Origin of the sequence: Aeromonas sp. JL9 (assembly GCF_024436075.1) — a bacterium.
GTDB lineage: Bacteria > Pseudomonadota > Gammaproteobacteria > Enterobacterales > Aeromonadaceae > Aeromonas > Aeromonas veronii.
Window position 1 is genome coordinate 1 of record NZ_JANFNV010000024.1, and the last position, 19366, is coordinate 19366.

Annotated in this window: 19 protein-coding genes and 1 pseudogene; 2 read left to right on the forward strand and 18 right to left on the reverse strand. The window is 54.0% G+C overall.

Annotated features, from left to right (window positions below):
* Positions 1–80 precede the first annotated feature (80 nt).
* Positions 81–356: pseudogene (locus NOM06_RS15610) on the reverse strand (transposase); the annotation flags it as partial.
* Positions 357–502: 146 nt separating this feature from the next.
* On the opposite strand from NOM06_RS15610, the gene NOM06_RS15615 reads away from it, so the two are divergent.
* On the forward strand, positions 503–1030 hold the full coding sequence (locus NOM06_RS15615; protein ID WP_255912252.1) for a GspH/FimT family protein: 528 nt from the start codon (positions 503–505) through the stop codon (positions 1028–1030).
* Between the two features lie 27 nt (positions 1031–1057).
* On the opposite strand, the gene tapY2 is transcribed toward NOM06_RS15615, so the two are convergent.
* From tapY2 to murJ, 12 genes are all read right to left on the reverse strand, one after another.
* Positions 1058–1339, reverse strand: a complete 282-nt coding sequence (gene tapY2, locus NOM06_RS15620; RefSeq protein WP_255912253.1) for a type IVa secretion system protein TapY2 — start codon at positions 1337–1339, stop codon at positions 1058–1060.
* The gene (locus tag NOM06_RS15625) at positions 1336–4998 is read right to left on the reverse strand and encodes a pilus assembly protein (RefSeq protein ID WP_255912255.1); all 3663 of its coding nucleotides are present in this window, start codon (positions 4996–4998) and stop codon (positions 1336–1338) included. Before NOM06_RS15625 ends, tapY2 begins: the two co-directional genes overlap by 4 nt.
* Before the next feature lie 10 nt (positions 4999–5008).
* A complete protein-coding gene (gene tppD, locus NOM06_RS15630; protein WP_255912257.1) occupies positions 5009–5446 on the reverse strand; it encodes a type IVa pilus pseudopilin TppD in 438 nt (145 codons plus the stop codon).
* Positions 5443–6438 (reverse strand): PilW family protein, encoded by a 996-nt coding sequence (locus NOM06_RS15635; protein ID WP_255912259.1) that lies wholly within the window; start codon positions 6436–6438, stop codon positions 5443–5445. Before NOM06_RS15635 ends, tppD begins: the two co-directional genes overlap by 4 nt.
* Entirely contained in the window at positions 6435–7001 is a 567-nt protein-coding gene (gene pilV, locus NOM06_RS15640; protein ID WP_255912261.1) for a type IV pilus modification protein PilV, read from the reverse strand. Before pilV ends, NOM06_RS15635 begins: the two co-directional genes overlap by 4 nt.
* Positions 7002–7003: 2 nt before the next feature.
* A complete protein-coding gene (locus NOM06_RS15645; protein WP_255912262.1) occupies positions 7004–7429 on the reverse strand; it encodes a type IV pilin protein in 426 nt (141 codons plus the stop codon).
* A 110-nt stretch (positions 7430–7539) separates the two neighbouring features.
* A complete protein-coding gene (ispH, locus tag NOM06_RS15650) occupies positions 7540–8475 on the reverse strand; it encodes a 4-hydroxy-3-methylbut-2-enyl diphosphate reductase (RefSeq protein WP_058057986.1) in 936 nt (311 codons plus the stop codon).
* Complete coding sequence (gene fkpB, locus NOM06_RS15655) at positions 8475–8927, reverse strand: FKBP-type peptidyl-prolyl cis-trans isomerase (protein WP_255912263.1); 453 nt, start codon at positions 8925–8927, stop codon at positions 8475–8477. The genes ispH and fkpB overlap by 1 nt, the downstream gene beginning before the upstream one ends.
* Positions 8924–9421: a signal peptidase II gene (gene lspA, locus NOM06_RS15660; protein WP_005340447.1), complete on the reverse strand. Its 498-nt coding sequence runs from the start codon at positions 9419–9421 to the stop codon at positions 8924–8926. Before lspA ends, fkpB begins: the two co-directional genes overlap by 4 nt.
* Positions 9421–12282 (reverse strand): isoleucine--tRNA ligase, encoded by a 2862-nt coding sequence (ileS, locus tag NOM06_RS15665; RefSeq protein WP_255912264.1) that lies wholly within the window; start codon positions 12280–12282, stop codon positions 9421–9423. The genes lspA and ileS overlap by 1 nt, the downstream gene beginning before the upstream one ends.
* Positions 12282–13256, reverse strand: coding sequence for a bifunctional riboflavin kinase/FAD synthetase (gene ribF, locus NOM06_RS15670; protein WP_255912290.1), 975 nt, complete (start codon positions 13254–13256; stop codon positions 12282–12284). Before ribF ends, ileS begins: the two co-directional genes overlap by 1 nt.
* A gap of 155 nt (positions 13257–13411) precedes the next feature.
* Positions 13412–14974, reverse strand: coding sequence for a murein biosynthesis integral membrane protein MurJ (gene murJ, locus NOM06_RS15675; RefSeq protein ID WP_144715008.1), 1563 nt, complete (start codon positions 14972–14974; stop codon positions 13412–13414).
* 191 nt (positions 14975–15165) lie between these two features.
* Between murJ and rpsT the strand changes: the two genes are divergently transcribed.
* On the forward strand, positions 15166–15429 hold the full coding sequence (rpsT, locus tag NOM06_RS15680; RefSeq protein ID WP_005308808.1) for a 30S ribosomal protein S20: 264 nt from the start codon (positions 15166–15168) through the stop codon (positions 15427–15429).
* A 49-nt stretch (positions 15430–15478) separates the two neighbouring features.
* Here the strand turns inward: rpsT and NOM06_RS15685 are convergent, their stop codons facing one another.
* The 5 genes from NOM06_RS15685 to tpx form a co-directional block, all read right to left on the reverse strand.
* Entirely contained in the window at positions 15479–15781 is a 303-nt protein-coding gene (locus NOM06_RS15685; RefSeq protein ID WP_167570832.1) for a metalloregulator ArsR/SmtB family transcription factor, read from the reverse strand.
* 51 nt (positions 15782–15832) lie between these two features.
* The gene (nhaR, locus tag NOM06_RS15690) at positions 15833–16765 is read right to left on the reverse strand and encodes a transcriptional activator NhaR (protein WP_005340434.1); all 933 of its coding nucleotides are present in this window, start codon (positions 16763–16765) and stop codon (positions 15833–15835) included.
* Positions 16752–17159 carry a hypothetical protein gene (locus NOM06_RS15695; RefSeq protein WP_005348920.1) on the reverse strand — a complete coding sequence of 136 codons (408 nt, stop codon included), beginning with the start codon at positions 17157–17159 and terminating at the stop codon, positions 16752–16754. The genes nhaR and NOM06_RS15695 overlap by 14 nt, the downstream gene beginning before the upstream one ends.
* The gene (gene nhaA, locus NOM06_RS15700; RefSeq protein WP_255912265.1) at positions 17156–18346 is read right to left on the reverse strand and encodes a Na+/H+ antiporter NhaA; all 1191 of its coding nucleotides are present in this window, start codon (positions 18344–18346) and stop codon (positions 17156–17158) included. The genes NOM06_RS15695 and nhaA overlap by 4 nt, the downstream gene beginning before the upstream one ends.
* A gap of 380 nt (positions 18347–18726) precedes the next feature.
* Positions 18727–19227, reverse strand: coding sequence for a thiol peroxidase (tpx, locus tag NOM06_RS15705; protein ID WP_255912266.1), 501 nt, complete (start codon positions 19225–19227; stop codon positions 18727–18729).
* Positions 19228–19366 lie beyond the last annotated feature (139 nt).

Sequence of the window (19366 nt, forward strand, 5' to 3'; positions counted from 1 at the left end):
GGGATGACGTGAGCGCGTTAAGGATCAGGGTGTTCACGTTGGCCGGAATGGCTGTTCAACTTCGCCGGAATACGCACCGCTTGGTGTAACTCGGTCAGCAAGGTTTCATGAAGGCGTTGCCAGATACCTTGTGCCTGCCAATCACGCAGGCGTCGCCAGCATGTCATGCCGCTGCCAAACCCCAGTTGCTTGGGGAGGGCCTCCCATGGGATGCCAGTGGTCAGAACGAACAGGATACCGTGGAGGACAGCATGGTCATCCAGCGGTGGGCGGCCACCCCGAGGCGAGGGCTGTCGGGGTGGCAAGAGCGGTTGCAGGGATTTCCAGAGCTGCTTACTGATGATTTTTCGTGTCATGCTGCCTATGTTGGGGTTGGCATCATTCGAATCAACTCGGTTTTGTTAGCGGCTCTAACTACCGCGAAACACACACGAGCATAAAAGGATCCATTTCAATCCAGTAGCTATGCTTAGAGTCTCCTTTGAACAAGGACTCATACGCTATGGCACGAAATGGATTTACCCTGCTTGAGTTTTTAATATCTGCAAGCCTGACAACCATCCTGCTGACCTTGGGACTGCCGTCATTGGCAAATCTGCTGACATCTACCGACTGCGACATCTACACAAGAAACCTGCAGGACCACCTGATCTTCGGCCAACGGCAAGCCATCACACAGCAGCAACCCGTCACAGCATGTCTTGCCATGCCTGTCAGGAACTCTACAAAAGAAAGCTGCGTACTCGCAAATCAAGCCGGCGCCCAACGCATGCTTGTCTTTATCGACACCAATCAGGATCGCCAATTCGATATTGCAAATGGCGATATCTTGTTATCAGCAACAGAACCCTTTCTTGAAAAACATACCGTGACGGCCAATCGACAATTTGTACGATTTAGTCCAGATGGCACTGCGATTGGCACCAACATGACACTCCGGTTTTGTATCGACCAGGCACCCCAAGTCGATATCATCGTTTCCCCATCCGGCAGAAGCAGAAGCGAAAAAAAAGGGCTGAGTTGTTCTTAGCCCCTTTACCCTACTCAATAACCAACGTTATCTGGGTTGGATTTCATCTTGTTTTTTTGCATCAGCCAGCGAAAAGGTGGCCGCCAAAGGAACGCACTCGATTACCTCTGTGACAAGATGCACCACCCCATCAATCTCATAACCTTTCTGTTTAAACACCCTGACCAGATTTGCCTTGCTCGTATCAGTTACCGGTTGCTGCAACACCATCTGCACGCCACCTTCCAGAGTGACATAACATTTTATGTCTTCCGTTTGAGCCTGAACCAACAAGGGCAAGCCCACACACCAGAGCAGCATGCGTTTCATCCCTGTTCTCCTTCATAGAGATAGATTTTCTTGGGAGACATATCCATTTTTGCCTCTTCCGCACCTTGTGAGCATTCTCCTTCACCGGTACAGCGCTCAGGCTCTCCCTTCCCATCATCTTTGAGGATGACCTCCTTGCCCGGAGCCCCACCTATAATCCTGATCCGGCCATCATCCCCACCATGAATAACCAGATCATCAGCAACCTTATTTTGCACCTCTACGTAACGCTGAATAACTTCCTGATTGTTGCTATCCAGTACATATTTGAAAGAAGTGCCATAGTGCATATCAATCATATATTGGCGCATGGCACCGATCGATTGAATCGTACATTGTTGGAAGTCCTGTACCTGAGGCAGGAAGGAGGTGAAATAAAGCTTGCCTTGCAACACCAAACCAGCCCCCATTGATTTTTCACCGCTTTCATTGAGCCAGAATTTCCATCCCAACTTGCTGGTCAACGCCTTGGTGGTGTTTACAATCTGCTCTTCATTCAAACCCGTAAAGGGATCGCTGGTCACATCGTAGAGATCGTTCAGTGTGATACTTGATGGCACCGCAGGTTCAGATGTTGCCCCAAACAAGGTCGGATTAACATTGTAGTCACGTAGCATCACATACACATTTTGGGTTGTCGCCTCCGAGGAGGGGCGGTTTCTATCACCACTGCCTATCAATACGGCATCAAACGGACGCTCGCTGTAAAGATAATTTGTCCCATCATACTTCCAACCTTTATTGATGGTGCGCACCAATACGGGCTGGGTAAAGAAACGGCGATCATCTTCCAGCTTTTTGGCAGTTCCACTTAAATGTGCATTTCCCAAACTGGCAAACTTGATGGCCGTCCATTTGGATTTTTCTGTCCCCTTCATGTCGATGCGCCAGATCTGACCGCCGGTATCACCCGCATAAACCCGGTCAGATACACCATCTCCATCGCTGTCCTGCACAGAAACAGCGCCTGGCATGCTATAAACCATGCCTGCAACCTGTTTGTTGGTTGCACTGGCCACATCTGGGGTAAAGCTTAACAACAGCGTGCCGGCCTCAGCATCCACGATATAAATACCCAACCCTTCACTGTCTTCAGCCCCCTGGCCCAAATAGCTCTTGGCCTGATCATAACCTCCAGAGAATATCAGGACTGGCTTATAGGTTTTTTTACCATTGGTTTCTGTGTAATAACCAGGAATGAACGCAACCTCGGGGATCGACCAGGTTTCGCCCAGGTTGATGAAACCGGCGCTGCTTTTATCCAACCGCCACATAAGCGAAGGGGAGTCCGGATCGGATATATTCAACGCATAATAGGCCTTGCCACCACCGCGCAACCCGGTAAATAACCACACTTTGTCACCTTGTGACGACTTGATATGACCATCTTTGACTTGCTCATTGACCAGCACAGTGGGCGATGAATCTATACCATATAGATGAGCCGATGAATCCAGGTTTTCTCGCAGCGCTTTCTGATTGGCAATAAATTGATAGGGCATAACGGCCCAGCTTTCATCAACCGTGGTGCCGCTGTCTTTAAACATATGCAAGAAGCCGGCATTACTTCCCATCACAATGCGCAAGTCAGGTGTACATGTAGTCTGTCCTGTCGACTTTGTACAACCGTAGTTGATCACTAATGGCCGTGAATGCAACGGGTCACCAAGAATATGCTCCCGATTATCTGTTCTATCACCATCCTGATTCTCATCAAACGCATCAATACCCTTGGTCCAATTAAGCAGGTCATCCATGCTATCAGCACTATCAAGTTTCATGATAGTGCGTAGCTGCGTCGCCCCGCCTGCCATACCCTCAAGAGCAGACTTGCTAAAGGGAGTTAATGTATTAGTGGAAGGGGGAATAATATAAAGATTGCGATTGGTTTTAGCTGCCAGCATCTCTTGTACCCCACCCTCGGCAACCTTGTTACCATCACTGGTGGATGACCAATAGGTTCTTGCTGACTCAAGAATTGTTCCATCACTGGATATCGCAGGTAAGCCACTCTGATCGACTACATAACCCTTATCTGGATTCAGAACCAGCTTTTTAAGATTGCCCTTCCATCGTGGACCAGAACCAGGCTCAAACATTGCATAATAAATATTATTCAGACTGCGAGTACGGTCAAAGTTATTAGTGGCAATGGCGGGAGATACCAACGAGGTATTCATTTTCAAGATAGCTAGTAATGATGATTTTAATGCTTCGTTAAGTTGGGTTGCATCGGTTGCTGGATAGTATTTACCCCCACCACGACGAGCGGTCTCTGCCAATAATGCACCGGCCCCCTTAATTGCTTCATCTCCAAAACCCACGGTGAATGTTGTGACTGTTTGTTTGCCTATAGCCGAGGTGTTTACATCATTGTTTTTCATATATCCGGCAAGTGCAGCAAGGTAGCTTTTTTCACCAGAAGACCCATAACTAACCAAGCCGCCATAAGCAACCTTATCCTCTGTAGATAACGTGCTGATCAGGTTGGCGACAAGGGAATCTGCTGCTTTATCATTGGTTGGTTCACCATCTGTCATATAGATGATATAACCATTATTGGAACATTTATCATAGGGGGTTTTATAAATACCCGATGTTACTTCAGCATTGCTATCCCGCTTTGGAGTACGATTTACATCATCGTCACCAAAGTACACCCCCAAACCGCCAAAGTATCTATATGATTCATATAGTGTTTCACATAAGGGAGTCCAAGTGTCAGAGCTCAAACTATTTACCTTGTCAATCAAATCCTGCGCACCGCTTTTACCAGAGGTGAGGATGGCATCGTTACCTACAATATTGCGGATTATTCTTCCACCATTTCTACTACCTGGTTCATTGCCATCATTGTAGTTAAAAACAGCCAGACCAAAATCGACAGCTGGCGTAGCCAAAACCAGTTCTTTGACTGCATCCTGAGCAACTTTCAATCGAGTTTGTGTTGACACACCTGTACTACCGTAATACCAACGGACATAATTTGCCGTAAATAATGAGATCTGGGTAGAACTACCACTAGCAAGAGCATTGGCTACATTTGATGTGTAAAACCAGCTTCCCGTTGTGCGATTTGGCTTGTCAACGGGATAACCATCAACAATATATGTTGAATATGGACCTGAATATTGATTGTTTGCGTTTTTCTCATCAATATCTTGCTGGCAATCTGCAATTATTATACTGTAAATATCAAAATCATTTAGAGAACGCCAACGCCCCTTTCTATTTTTATCATATATTTCATATCCCCAAACTCGTGACTGAAATCGGCCCACATTATTTAGAGGGCCTTTAGATGTCGCACATGCATTTAAATTCTCACTAAAACGTTTGGTACTGTTGATAGTGGGAACTTTTCCATCACTGGAGAAATAGATGAAGCGATTACTATTATTAACATCTGGATCATTAGCCAATGATGGATAACTTATCGATGAGTCATAAGGCTCTTTAGCAACTTCGGTTGTATTTTTCATACTCCCCGAGTTATCGAAAATAAAGAGCACCTTAGGGCGGAAGTCCCCCGCCTTGGCAAAGTCATAAATAAACAACTCGGTATCATCGGAATAACCAGTACCTACCGCCAAAGATCCCCCTGATATTCCGCAACACAATACCAGCAAGCTTGTAAACAAACAGTTCCTTATGTTCATCACCCGCTCCCTAATTGGCACTGAGCAAGGGTTGTTCTACCCCGGCAGTAAAGGTCATTTGGCTATTCACCTTGCCATAAGCACTGGATGTGGTGGCTTCAGCATAACGACAAGCTGGCGTTACATTCTGGCTACTGGCTTCAAATTTTCGTTTGCATACACTTTCTGTATTGACTGTCAAAGTAGTAGCAGGAGTGGTAGTGCCTATTGCCGCCGAAGTACCAATTGCCTGCGTTGCAATTTGTGTTGAGAGAGAAGTATCGCTCAATGCAGACTCCAGAGTACCTTCAACTTCGTGCTCTGCCCGTTGCAAACTGGCACTGGAACCCGCCATCTTCAGACTCATACCACTGGACTGCATGACGACTAGCGCAATCAGAGTCAAAGGAACCAGAATAACCAGTGCAACAATCAATGCTACACCCTGGTTTTTTTTAACCAATCTCATGTTCCACCTCGGGTGGTTATTTGTTGATTGCGTAATGCAATACTGCTTTCCAAGAGCAGACGGCGATAACCATCACCACCACCATTAACCGTGATATTACCGAGTTGATAGCTATTGTTATTCTTATAGCGACTTGACTCCCGAGCAGCTCTAATCAGCAAGAAAAGCCTAGCCCCCAATACTCGCCCCTCATTCCAGCGCTGTGTTGTCATTTGGTCCGTTGACATATATCTGTCTATACGTCCATCAGGGATCAAGGTATCGTCAACTCCATACATCAGAACCATATGTTCAACGCCTTCGGCCATAGCACCACCAATCAGAGCAGAACCACCATTGACGGTCAAATAGCGCTTGCGTAAGACAGGAATACCATCTTCTTGTGACAGGTAATAAATATAGTGCTGGTATTCCCAGACCTGGCTCTCATTATTGGCACCAAAGAGTGGTCTGGTTTCGCTTCCCTTGATGACTCTCGCCTCCTGACTATTGGCTGCCATATAAAAGCGGTTTGTATCCAATCCCTCTGATGCTGGTATAGGACGCCCTACCAGTCGCTTGATACTGATTACATCCGAGTTTGCCACTCGGTCGTTGGCATCAATACAAGTAAAACCACTCAATCCCTTACTTGCGGAAACCCGTGAAACCCAAAGCCCGCGAATTGGCCCAAGAGGTGATGGCAAACTACCGACAGAGCGCTCATCCAGACAATCACTGGCTGATAAAATGGTACTGCCAGTGCTGAGCGACAGTGAGGAGCCAACTTGTGTTGACTGGCCGGTATAAGCTCCAAAAAAACCAGCCCACTTGATATCTTGGCTAATCAGTCGAATGGCCAATCGACCATTTTCCTGTAATTCACTTTGATCAAAGGCATCTTCAGAGCTGGAGCGAGACATAACAAAGACCGAAAAAACTCCCGCCAATAAGAACAGTCCCATCGTCATGGAGATAAGCCATTCAACCAGAGTAAATCCATGAGATTTCATAAGGTTGTCGTCAAAATAAACTGACGCCTCGCTGCATCGCTTGTTTTAGATAACTTACACTCGTTGATCAGCGTCACTGCCGCAGCGGCAGCCCCCCCATCAGATATCTCTTGTTTGCCAGCCCAGAATATCCCGACCGCCAGCACATTATTGGCCCGCCGCACCACGCAGCCTATAGGTGAATTCAAGGAAGATGCCGCACCCGAAACACTGGTCCCAAGCAAGGCTTGTTGCCAGTAGTGCAGGTCGGCATTACGTAAATCTGCAGCACTGCAATTACTGATAGTGCCATCTTCCGATGCGCAAGTCGGTCGAGTTAAATTAGAGGCAAGACTTACCGCTGCAGAGCTTTCTTCACTCCAGCTGTCCCTGTTGATCCGCACCCGCTCGACCATATCGTTAGCCAGCCAGCTGGCGATGGTACGCTGGCGAGCTTCATAACTGGCAAATTTGGAATGGGTTTGCAAGGCAACCAGACCGAGCAGCCCCAGCGACAGGATCACCGCAGTGATCATCACCTCTAATAGGCTAAATCCGGCAGATGAAATAATCGATGATTTCATATTCACTCCCAACACCCATCAACTTTATTACCGACCTTATCTTCGGCATCTTTTTCTTTTTGCTTATTTCCTTGATTAATCATGAATTTAAAACAGCGACTATCAGCCTCCTGAGCTCCCGAAGCGGTTGCTGTCAAAGTAAAGTTAGGGCTAGGGACTCCTGCGGAAATACTAATATCTAAGCTATAACGGGCATCGGGCTCAAGCACGATGCCTAAGTCGGTAATCGACGAAGCATACTGATTGAAATCCATAAAATAGGTTTCTTGCCGATTGGCCGCATTGAGCAGCATGCTCTTGGCTTCGACACGATGACTGGTCAGCACATATTGCTGATAGGCGGGATAAGCGATGGTGCCAAGAATCGCCACGATGGCGATGACAATCATCAACTCAATAAGAGAAAAGCCACGAAAGTATCCAATCATATCCCATCCTTGGTGACAGACTGCTTCATAAGTTTAACGCCGAGCCTGTCTCTTGAACAAACCCGGCGTCATTATCAACACACTTTATTCTTAAGCCTTCCTGGCTGCACTCAAATTATTCTAAGTTCGGGAGGAACCTCAAAGACTACGTTCTCTTCACGGCCTGGATGCTCGGCGACCACCTTGCCACCCAGCTCCCGCAGGCGGGCAATCACGTTTTGCACCAGCACCTCGGGGGCGGATGCGCCGGCAGTGACGCCTATCGCCTTCACCCCTTCCAGCCAGCTCGCCTCAATCATCGACGCATCGTCGATAAGATAGGCTCTGGCGCCCACCTTCTCGGCCAGCTCGCGCAGACGGTTGGAATTGGAGGAGTTGCGAGACCCCACCACCAGCATGGCGTCCACCAGCCCCGCCATCTCCCGCACCGCATCCTGACGGTTCTGGGTGGCGTAGCAGATATCGTCCTTGCGCGGCCCCTGGATCTTGGGGAAGTGCTTGCGCAGCGCATCGATGACGTCAGAGGTCTCATCCACGCTCAGGGTGGTCTGGGTAACGAAGCAGAGGTCATCCGGATTCTTCACCTTGAGCTTGGCCACATCTTCCGGTGTCTCCACCAGATACATGCCGCCTTCGCGATTCTCGTACTGCCCCATGGTCCCGATCACCTCGGGGTGACCGGCGTGACCGATGAGTACAGCCTCAGAGCCCTTACGGCTGGCGCGATGCACCTCCATGTGCACCTTGGTCACCAGCGGACAGGTGGCATCAAATACCTTGAGGGCGCGGGACTTGGCCATCTCACGCACTGTTTTGGCCACGCCGTGAGCAGAGAAGATGACGATGCTGTCATCCGGCACCTCGTCCAGCTCCTCGACGAAGACAGCGCCCGCCTCTTTCAACTTGTTCACCACATAGCGGTTATGCACCACTTCGTGGCGGACATAGATGGGGGCACCGAACTTCTCCAGCGCGCTCTCGACAATGCTGATGGCGCGATCGACACCGGCGCAAAAACCGCGAGGGTTAGCGAGCAGAATATCCATTAATGCACCTTCTCCTCATCATCAACACCCAGGATCTCCACCTCGAAGGTGACGGTATGACCGGCCAGCGGGTGGTTGAAATCGACCGTCACCGACATCCCGGCTACCGCCCGGATGATGCCCGGCAGCTCGCTGCCATTGGGCTGATCGAACAGGATGATGGTGCCGACTTTTGGCTCCACATCGGCGCCAAATTTGGCACGGTCGAGATGGTAGATGTTGTCGGGGTTGGAGAGGCCAAAGGCCTCCTCTGGCGCCAGCGTAAAGCTCTTGCTCTCCCCTTCGCGCAGCCCCAGCAGGCACTGCTCAAAGGTGGGGGTCAGGCTGCCATCGCCCATCCGCAGGCGGGCTGGTTTGCCGTGCAGCGCCGTGCTGTCGGCAACCGAGCCATCTTCCAGCTTGATGGAGAAGTGGAACAGCACGCTGCTGTTAGCGGTGATCTGCTTGCTCATGCCTGCTCCTTTTTCTCACCACGGAAACCGTCCAGCACAATCATGGCGGCCCCGATAAAGATAAAGCTGTCGGCCAGATTGAATGCCGGCCAGTGCGCACGCTGCCAGTAGAAGTCGAGGAAATCGACCACATGGCCCAGCACCAGTCGATCAAAGACGTTGCCGAGGGCGCCGCCGATGATGAGTGAATAGGCGATACCGCTCCAACGCTGGGTCACCGACTGCTTGCGCAGCCAGTGGATCAGCAATCCACAGATGGCAAAAGCCAGCACCGCGAAGAACCAGCGCTGCCAGCCCCCCTGATCAGCCAGAAAGCTGAATGCGGCGCCCTTGTTGTAGACGTGAACCAGATTGAAGAAGGGGGTGATCTCCACCCCCGGGTAACCAAATGGCAGCAACTTGACCACGGCGAGCTTGCTCGCCTGGTCCAGTACAAAGGCCAGCACTGCCAGCCACAGCCAACGCAGGCCACTTTTATGTTGAGTCATGTTCATCAGGCAAATTGACGAGTTTCGCCGTCACCCTCAACGTTGGTCACACAGCGACCACAGATCTCTTCATGACCCGCGATGGTGCCCACGTCTTCCACATGGTGCCAGCAGCGGTCGCACTTGGCGGCAGCAGACTGAGCCACGCTCAGCCACAGGTCATCACGCTCGGTCGCCACAGAGCCTTCCGGTGCAGTGTCAGCCACCACCACCTTGGCTTTGGAAGTGAGCAGCACGAAGCGCAGCTCATCCGCCAGGGCGTTCAGGCGCGCAGCCAGTTCCGGCTTGGCGAACAGGGTCAGCTCAGCCTGCAGGGAACCGCCGATGCGCTTCTCGCCACGGGCCACTTCCAGCGCCTTGTTCACTTCACCGCGCACGGTAAGGATCTCGGCCCAGAAGTCGTCGTTGAGGGTTTCACCTGCTTCCAGCCCGAACAGGCCGTCGTACCACTCTTCGGTGAAGACGAACTCGCCGCGCTCACCCGGCAGCAGGGCCCAGATTTCATCAGCGGTGAAGCTCATGATCGGCGCCATCCAGCGCACCATGGCCTCGGCAATGTGATAGAGGGCGGTCTGGCAGGAGCGACGGGCCAGGCTGTCAGCCTTGGCGGTGTACTGACGATCCTTGATGACATCCAGATAGAAGGAGCCCATCTCGATGGAGCAGAACTGCATCAGCTTCTGGGTTACACCGTGGAAGTTGTACTCGTCGAATGCCGCCATGATCTCGGCCTGTACCGCCTTGGCACGACCGACAGCCCAACGATCCACCACCACCATGTCGGCAGGCGCCACCATGTCGGTCGCCGGATTGAAGCCGTTCAGGTTGGCCAGCAGGAAGCGGGCAGTGTTGCGAATACGACGATAAGCATCGGCAGAGCGCTTGAGGATCTCGTCGGAGACGGTCATCTCGCCGGTGTAGTCAGTGCTCGCTACCCACAGACGCAGGATGTCTGCACCCAGCTTGTTCATTACGTCCTGCGGGCTCACCACGTTGCCGATGGACTTGGACATCTTGCGACCCTGACCATCCACGGTGAAGCCGTGAGTCAGCACCTGGTTGTAGGGAGCCTTGTCTTTCATGGCCACGCCGATCATCAGGGAGGACATGAACCAGCCGCGGTGCTGGTCAGAACCTTCCAGATACATGTCGGCCGGCTTGCCGTTGAACTCGGGACGGGCATCAACCACGGAAGCGTGGGTAGAACCGGAGTCGAACCAGACGTCCAGAGTGTCAGGCACCTTGTCGTACATGTCGGCGTCGCTACCCAACAGCTCGGCCTTGTCCAGATCCCACCATGCCTGAATGCCGGACTGCTCGACCCGCTTGGCGACTTCATGCATCAGACGCACGGATTCCGGGTGCAGTTCCTGGGTCTCTTTGTGGACGAACAGGGAAATGGGCACACCCCAGGTACGCTGACGGGAGATACACCAGTCAGGACGGTTCTCGACCATCGCCTGAATGCGGTTTTTACCCCAAGCCGGTACCCAGCCGCTCTGGCCTTGCTGGGCAATGCCGTCCTTCTCGATGCGCTCGATCTCTTCCAGCGCACGCTTGCGCAGACCCTTCTGTTCCATGCTGATGAACCACTGCGGGGTGGCACGGAAGATGATCGGGGTCTTGTGACGCCAGCAGTGCGGATAGGAGTGGTTGAACACCTTGTGATGCAGCAGGGCGCCGCGCTCGGTCAGCACTTCGATCACGGAGGCATTGGCCTTGAACACATGCTGGCCGGCAAACAGTTCGGTATCCGGCAGGTACACGCCGTTGCTGCCAACCGGGTTGGCCACTTCCAGACCGTATTTCTGGCCGACCACGAAGTCTTCCTGACCGTGGCCAGGGGCTGTGTGTACGGCGCCGGTACCGGCATCCAGGGTAACGTGGTCACCCAGTACCACAGGCACGTCGAAGCTGTAGAAGGGGTGGTTGAAGCGCAGCAGCTCGAGCGCGGCGCCCTTGGTGTAACCCAGATTGTGGAACTTCTCGATACCGGCGCGATCCATCACATCCTTGACCAGCTCGGCGGCCAGGATCAGACGCTCTGGGTGCTCACCTTCAACCTGCACCAGTGCGTAATCCAGATCGGCGTGCATGGCGATGGCGCGGTTGGCTGGCAGGGTCCACGGGGTAGTGGTCCAGATCACCGCAGAGATCGGGCCCTTGCCGGTGTGGCCTTCGGCGCAGTCAAACTTGGCGGCAACCGATGCCTCATCAACGGCCTTGAAGCGCACATCGATGGAGGGGGAGTTCTTGTCGTAGTACTCCACTTCGGCTTCAGCCAGCGCGGAGCCGCAATCGGTACACCAGTGCACCGGTTTGGAACCTTTGTGCAGGTGGCCGTTTTCAACGATCTTGGCCATGGAGCGGATGATGTTGGCTTCGGTGCCAAAATCCATGGTCAGATAGGGGTGTTCCCAGTCGCCCAGCACACCCAGACGGATGAAGTCGGTCTTCTGCGCTTCGATCTGGGTCTTGGCGTATTTGCGGCACTCGGCGCGGAATTCGGCAGCGGAAACCTTCTCGCCCGGCTTGCCGACCATGCCTTCCACTTTCAGTTCGATAGGCAGACCGTGGCAATCCCAACCCGGCACATAGGGGGAATCGAAACCGGAGAGGCCCTTGGACTTGATGATGATGTCTTTGAGGATCTTGTTGACCGAGTGACCGATGTGAATGTTGCCGTTCGCATAGGGGGGGCCATCATGCAGAATGAAAGAAGGCTTGCCCGCTTTGGCGCGGCGAATAGCGCCGTAGAGATCCTGATCGTACCAACGTTTCAGCATGTTGGGTTCGCGCTTGGCCAGATCGCCACGCATCGGAAACTCGGTTTCCGGAAGATTCAGGGTGTGTTTATAGTCGCTCATCAGTCCTGGGTTCCCTTCTTTTCTAAAAGAGTGCTGGGTAAATTGAATTGTGGCAGCCCGAACCAGGCTCGGGCCGCCAGGGCATCTCGTTCGATCTGCTCTTTCAAGGCAGTGAAAGAGGCAAACTTCTGCTCTTCGCGCAGCTTGTGGCGAAGCAGCACCTTGACCTGCTGACCATATAGATCACCAGAAAAAGCAAATAGATGTACTTCCAATCTGGCTTGTGTACCGCTCAAGGTCGGCCGTACACCCACATTGGCTACACCGGGGAAGGTCTTGCCGGAACATATCACTTCCACCGCAAACACGCCACCGACCGGGATCACCTGACGCTTGAGGGCCAGATTGGCGGTGGGAAAACCTATGGTGCGCCCCAGCTTGTCGCCGTGGGCCACCCGGCCGCTGATGGTGTAGGGGCGGCCAAGCATCAGCTCCACCTCCGCCATCCGGCCCGCCTTAAGGGCTTCACGCACCAAGGTGCTGCTGACCCGCTGCCGTTCGAGCTGGAAGCTCTGGGTACTGATCACCTCGAAGCCGAAGCGATGGCCCGCCTCCTCCAGCAGGTGGAAGTCCCCTTCCCGCCCCTTGCCGAAGCGAAAATCGTCGCCAACCACCAGATAGCGCACCCCGAGCCTCTCCACCAGCAACTGCTCGATGAAGGTCGAGGCCGCCTGCTCGGCAAAGCGGTGGCTGAAGCGCACACAGAGCATGCGGTCGATATGCAGCCCCTGCAGCGCTTCATACTTCTCCCGCAACCGGCTCAGCCTGGCGGGCGCCGCCGTGCCGGCAAACAGCTCCAGCGGCTGCGGTTCGAACAGCATGACGCAGGCGGGCAATCCCAGCTGGGCCGCTTTCTCCTTGAGACGTGCCAATACCGCATGGTGACCCTGATGAACCCCATCAAAGTTGCCAATGGTTAATACACATCCCCGGTGACGGGGCTTGAGATTGTGAATGCCGCGAATAAGCTCCATCAGTGCCTTGTGCGTTGCTGCCATGGAAATCGGCGGATTATATATCAGGCAGCAGGCAGGGTCAGCCCTCATAGCCTGATTTCAACTATCCGGGCCCAATCCCGCCCCTTGGCGGCGCCATGAGACACTATCCCCATGGCGCAGCAGGATCACGACTACTGCTGCCCCGATTTAAGGTGACGCGGCCGAATGCCCAGCAGCAGCAACACCACGGCATAGACCGCAGCCCCCAGCGACAGCAGCATGGTCAGCTGCAAACTGGCCTTGCCCATGCTCCATGCGCCCCACTGGGCCAAATCTGGCGACAGATAGGCGAGCACGCCCCCCATCAGCACGCTGGCGACCAGCAGCTTGAGGCAGAACACGCCAGTATGGCGGGAGGGACGATAGACGCTCTGCTGGTACAGCCCCTTGAACAGCAAGGCCGCATTCAGAGTGCCCGAGCAGGCGGTCGAGAGCGCCAGCCCCACGTAACCGAGCGGGTAGATGAAGATGAGGTTGCAAGCCATGTTGGCAATCATCGACATCACCCCGATCCGCACCGGCGTCTTGGTGTCCTGACGGGCGTAGTAACCGGGCGCCAGCACCTTGATCAGCATCAGGGAGAGCAGACCGGTAGTGGAGGCCAGCAGGCTCGCGCTCGACATGCTCACTTCATGCAGGCCGAACTCGCCGCGCATGAACAGCACCCGCAAAATGGGCTCGCGCATCACCGCAATGCCTATCATGGCGGGCAGGCCGAGCAGCATCACCATCCGCACCCCCCAATCCATGGTGCGGGAGAAGTCCGCCGGATCGGCATCCACATGCTTTTTCGCCAGCGCAGGCAGAATGACGGTACTGATGGCCACCGCAAAGAGGCCGAGGGGGAACTCCAGCAGACGATCCGAGTAGTAGAGGTAACTGATGGCACCGGTCGCGAGGAAAGAAGCCAGCATGGTGTTGACCAGCAGATTGATCTGGCTGACCGAGACCCCAAACAGGGCCGGGATCATCAGGGTGCGGATCTTCACCACCCCCGGGTGATTCCATCCCCACTTGGGCCATACCAGCATGTTGATTTGGCGCAAAAAGGGGTACTGGAACAAAAACTGCACCAAACCGCCCAAAAAGACACCAATCGCCAGCGAGATCTCAGGTTTGTCCATCAGCGGCGCAATCCACCAGGCCGCCGCAATCATGGTGATGTTGAGAAACACCGGCGTGAACGACGAGACCGCAAAGCGGCCGAAGGTGTTGAGGATGGCCCCCGCCATGGCGGTAAAAGTGATAAACCAGAGGTAGGGGAAGGTGATTTTGAGCATCAGACTGGCGAGCTCGAACTTCTCGGCCGCAGGGCCGCCATGCAGCCAGTCCCAGAACCAGCCCCAGCCAAACAGAGCGGTCAGCACACCCGACCCCAGCACACCGAGCAGGGTGACCACAGTCACTATCCCCCCCAGCGTGCCCGCTACCGCCGCCAGCAATTCACGCACTTCCCCCTCGTCGCCATTTTTCTTGTACTCCGTCATCACGGGAACAAAGGCCTGGTTGAAGGCACCTTCGGCGAACAGACGACGCAGAAAGTTGGGAATGCGATTGGCAAAAAAGAAGACGTCGGCGGCCACCCCGGCACCAAGCAGATTTGCGATGACTACATCGCGAACCAAGCCCATTACGCGGGATGCCAGCGTCATTCCGGACACTATCATGCCGGATTTGATCAATTTCTTACTCAAGACGAGGCCTCTGGAACTGTCAGAATGAAAAGAATGCTGCTAGAATCGGCCGACAGTTTAACCGTCTCCCTACTGACACACCACCGGGAGGCGGTGTTTATTTGCACAAATCATTTGACAATATGTGGTTGGAAGGGCATATTTCCGGGCCTTTTCAATACACTCGCTAAGACAGTTTTAGGAGTTTTACCTTGGCTAACATCAAATCTGCTAAGAAGCGCGCTCTTCAGTCAGAAAAACGCCGTCAGCACAACGCCAGCCGTCGTTCCATGACCCGTACCTACCTGAAGAAAGTCATTGCTGCTATCGCCTCTGGCGACAAAGCTGCTGCGACTGCCGCTTTCGCTGTTGCTCAGCCGATCATGGATCGTATGGCGACCAAAGGCCTGATCCACAAGAACAAAGCTGCTCGTCACAAGAGCCGCCTGTCTGCCCAGATCAAAGCTATGGCTTAATCAGCTTCTGCTGATCAAAGCTGAAAAAACCGGCCTTAGTGCCGGTTTTTTATTTATCTGCGCTGCAATAAAGTCGATGCAGCAAGCTGATCATTTCACGCACTTCATGGCTGCGCAGCGAATAGTAGACCGTCTGGGCCTCTTTGCGCGTCGTCACCAGCTCATCCCGCCGCAGCAGCGCCAGATGCTGTGACAAGGCCGACTGACTCAATCCCAATCGCTCGTTGAGCTCCCCCACTGACAGTTCGCACTCCAGCAACTGGCACAGAATAAACAGCCGCCGCTCATTGGCCAGCGCCTTGAGCAAGGCCACCGCTTTACTCGCATTGGCTTCCATCTCTTCAAGTTGCATCACATCTCTCCTCTACCACTCATCGCCGATGATACGTGGTGACGGGTCGTTTTAAAACGACAGGGTGGCCGGCTGGATGGCGGAGAAGTTCTCCTGGCCGGAAAAGAGAAAGGTAAAATCGCTCTCGCAGACCCGCTTCACCGCCGGATGCTGGATCATCCGCTCGGCGAAGATGACGTAATACTCCTCCATCAGATCCTGGGTCTCTCCGATCAGCATCACCCCCTCCCCCTCGAGGATCTCCTCCCGATAGATGGTGGGAGCCATGAAGATGCCCTGATTGAAGAAGCCAAACGCCTTCATCAAGGCGGCATCATCAAACTCGCCAAGAATGCTGGGAGAAACCCCCTGCTGTTCGAACCACTGGGTTAGCTGACGCCCCATGGCGGTACGGCGACCGGGGATCAGCAGCTTGCGCTCCTCCAGACAAGCGGGAAAGGGCTTTTCAGGCAGCGGCGCCTTGCAGAAGAAGCTGACACCACAGCCGCCCAGTCGTTTGGAGAGCAGCCCCGCATGTTGGCTGGAGTCCACCGGACAGTCGGAGAGGATCATATCGAGCTTGTGCTCGCTCAGCTGCTCCAGCAGCAGTTCGTGGGTCGATTCGAAGCAGCGCAGGTGGATGGAGCCATCATTGGGGATGACAGAGAGCAGCACGCGGCTGGCAAGGCGCTTGGAGAGGGCATCGGCGATGCCGACGTCGAACAGGATCTGGCTCTCCTTGCGGTAGTTGACGATATCGAGCATCTCGTAGGAGAGGCTGAACATCTTGTCGGCATAACGAAATACCAGCTGGCCCAGCTCGGTTGCCTCAAGGGAGCGTCCCTTGCGCTTGAGCAGCTTACCCCCGAGGCGCTGCTCCAGCAGCTTGATCTGGCCGGTGACCGTCTGCGGGGTCAAAAAAAGGGCTTCCGCTGCCTGGGTAACGGAGCCCTTCTTCTGAGTCATCCAGAAATAATAGAGATGGTTGTAGTTAAGGTGTGACATCCGATGGGGTTCCCGCTTGACGCGGACTCCGGTAGCAGCTGAGTTCAACCGCCAGAATGTCATACATGTCGCTAACCGAGTCAACCTTGTTCGCGCCAAACTGCTCCATCAGACTGGCCTTGAGGCGTGCCTTGTCAGGCATCCGGTCCGCGCAATAACGCTTGTTGGAACGCTTTACCATCTCGCCAGCCCGGCTGCTCAGCGCCCGCTCGGAGAAGGTCTCGCCAAAGCGCGCCTTGGCCTGCTTGTCCCCCAGCAGCAGGGCGCTGTCTACCACCCCGTTAAGATAGGCAGAGCAGTTCGCCGAAGTGGCGTCCTGCTTGCAATCCTCCAGCCCGCCGGCCCATGCCGCGGGGCTCAACAACAGCATCAACAACCCTGTATGCAGCTTCATAGTCCCTCCGTACTCTGTTCCCCTTCACCCTTGGGAAGGGCCATGCGCAAGGCCAGATAGCCGACTACCGCCGCCATGGTGGAGCCCACCAGGATCCCGAGGCGAGAGTAGCTGCCGTAATCCAGCCCACCGTGCTCGAAGGCGAGAGACGCGATAAACATCGACATGGTGAACCCGATGCCACAGAGGATGCTGACCGCAAAAATCTGCTTGAAGTTGACCCCGGGCGGCAACTGGGCGATGCCCAGCTTGACCGACAGCCAGCTGATGGTGAACACCCCGAGCGGCTTGCCGATAAACAGCCCCAGCATGATCCCCATAGGTACCGGACTCAGCAGGGAGGAGAGACCAATCCCTTCCAGCGATACCCCTGCGTTGGCAAAGGCAAACAGAGGCAGGATCAGATAGGCACTCCAGGGGTGCAGCTGATGCTCCAGATACTTGAGCGGCGATGCGTAACGCTTGCCGTTAAGCGGAACCATAAAGCCCACCACCACACCCGCCAGAGTCGCATGGACACCAGACTTGAGCACCGCAACCCAGAGCACCAGACCAACCAGCATGTAGAGGCTGATCCTGTCCTCACCACTGCGATTCATCCAAAGCAGAGTGAGGGTTGCCAGAATACCGATGGCCAGCGCCTCCAGCGACAACTGCTGGGTATAGAAGAGCGCGATGATGATGATGACGCCGAGGTCATCCATGATGGCCAGCGCCAACAGGAATACCTTGAGGCTCACCGGTACCCGCTTGCCGAGCAGCGCCATCACCCCGAGGGCAAAGGCAATATCGGTCGCAGCCGGAATTGCCCAGCCAGCGCGCGCCACTTCATCCGAATAGTTGAAAAAGGCGTAGATCAAGGCCGGAGCCAGCATGCCGCCCACCGCCGCAATAGCCGGGAAGGTCGCCTGAACCCGGGTCGAGAGCGCCCCTTCCAGCATTTCACGCTTCACTTCCAGACCAACCAGCAGGAAGAAGATCGCCATAAAGCCATCGTTGATCCAGAGCAGCAGCGGCTTGTTGATGTCGAGAGCCGCGATGCGTACCTGCACCGGCGTGTCGAGAAACGCCTGATACCCGCCAGCCAGCGCGGTATTGGCTAAAATCATTGCCAGCATGGCAGCCATGATCAGAATAATTCCGGAGGCGGCCTCCAGCTTCAGGAACTTTTTGATTACGTCACTCATGGTTAAATTTTCCACCGTGTTGCTTTGGTTTGAGTCTATCTCCTGCAACAACCAATGGAAAATCGTTTCTTGCTGCTAAATACAACGAAAAAACCGAAGGCAAAATAGAACATACCTGCTATAAGCAGGTTTTTCTTCGTCTCTGGCTACCGTCTGATCAATCAATAAAATGAATTTTCAATTATTTATCTGCATAAAAATACAACGTTAGATAATGGCCATAAGGTCACGAGACTTTATTACGTAACGCATTAAAACTCATATCTAGGTGGCCTGTTCTGTATGACATGCAAAACAAACATAGCCCCGCGGTTACTAGATGGCACAAATCATAGCCATAAAAAATCCCGCCGAAGCGGGATTTTTTATGGCTTGCAGCCTTACAGCACGGCCAACGCAGCGGCGTAGTTCGGCTCGTCGGCCACTTCGGCGACCAGCTCGCTGTGCAGCACCTTGTTGTCACCATCCAGCACCACGATGGCGCGAGCGGTCAGACCGACCAGCGGACCGGAAGAGAAGGCCACGCCGTAATCTTCCATGAAGGCCGCACCGCGCAGGGTGGAGAGGGTCACTACCTTGTCCAGACCTTCGGCGCCGCAGAAGCGGGACTGGGCGAACGGCAGATCGGCGGAGATGCACAGCACGACAGTGTTCTCCAGCGCACTGGCCTGCTCGTTGAACTTGCGCACAGAGGTCGCGCAGGTCGGGGTATCGACGCTCGGGAAGATGTTCAGGATTTTGCGCTGACCGACAAAGCTTGCCAGGGTCACGTCGGAGAGATCCTTGGCCACCAGGGAGAAGGGCTTGGCTTGCTCACCGGCGACCGGGAAGTGACCAGCGACGGAAACCGGGTTGCCTTGCAGAGTGACTGAGTTGCTCATGTGTTATGTCCTTTATTGGTGTAGTAAAAATCCGGGAGATCAGTATAGGGGCGGCGGGACCAGACAAACACCCGCGAAGACAAGGGATATAAAGGGGTTGACCTTGGACTTAACACCAAGGTTTAGACTCCTTCTCGGT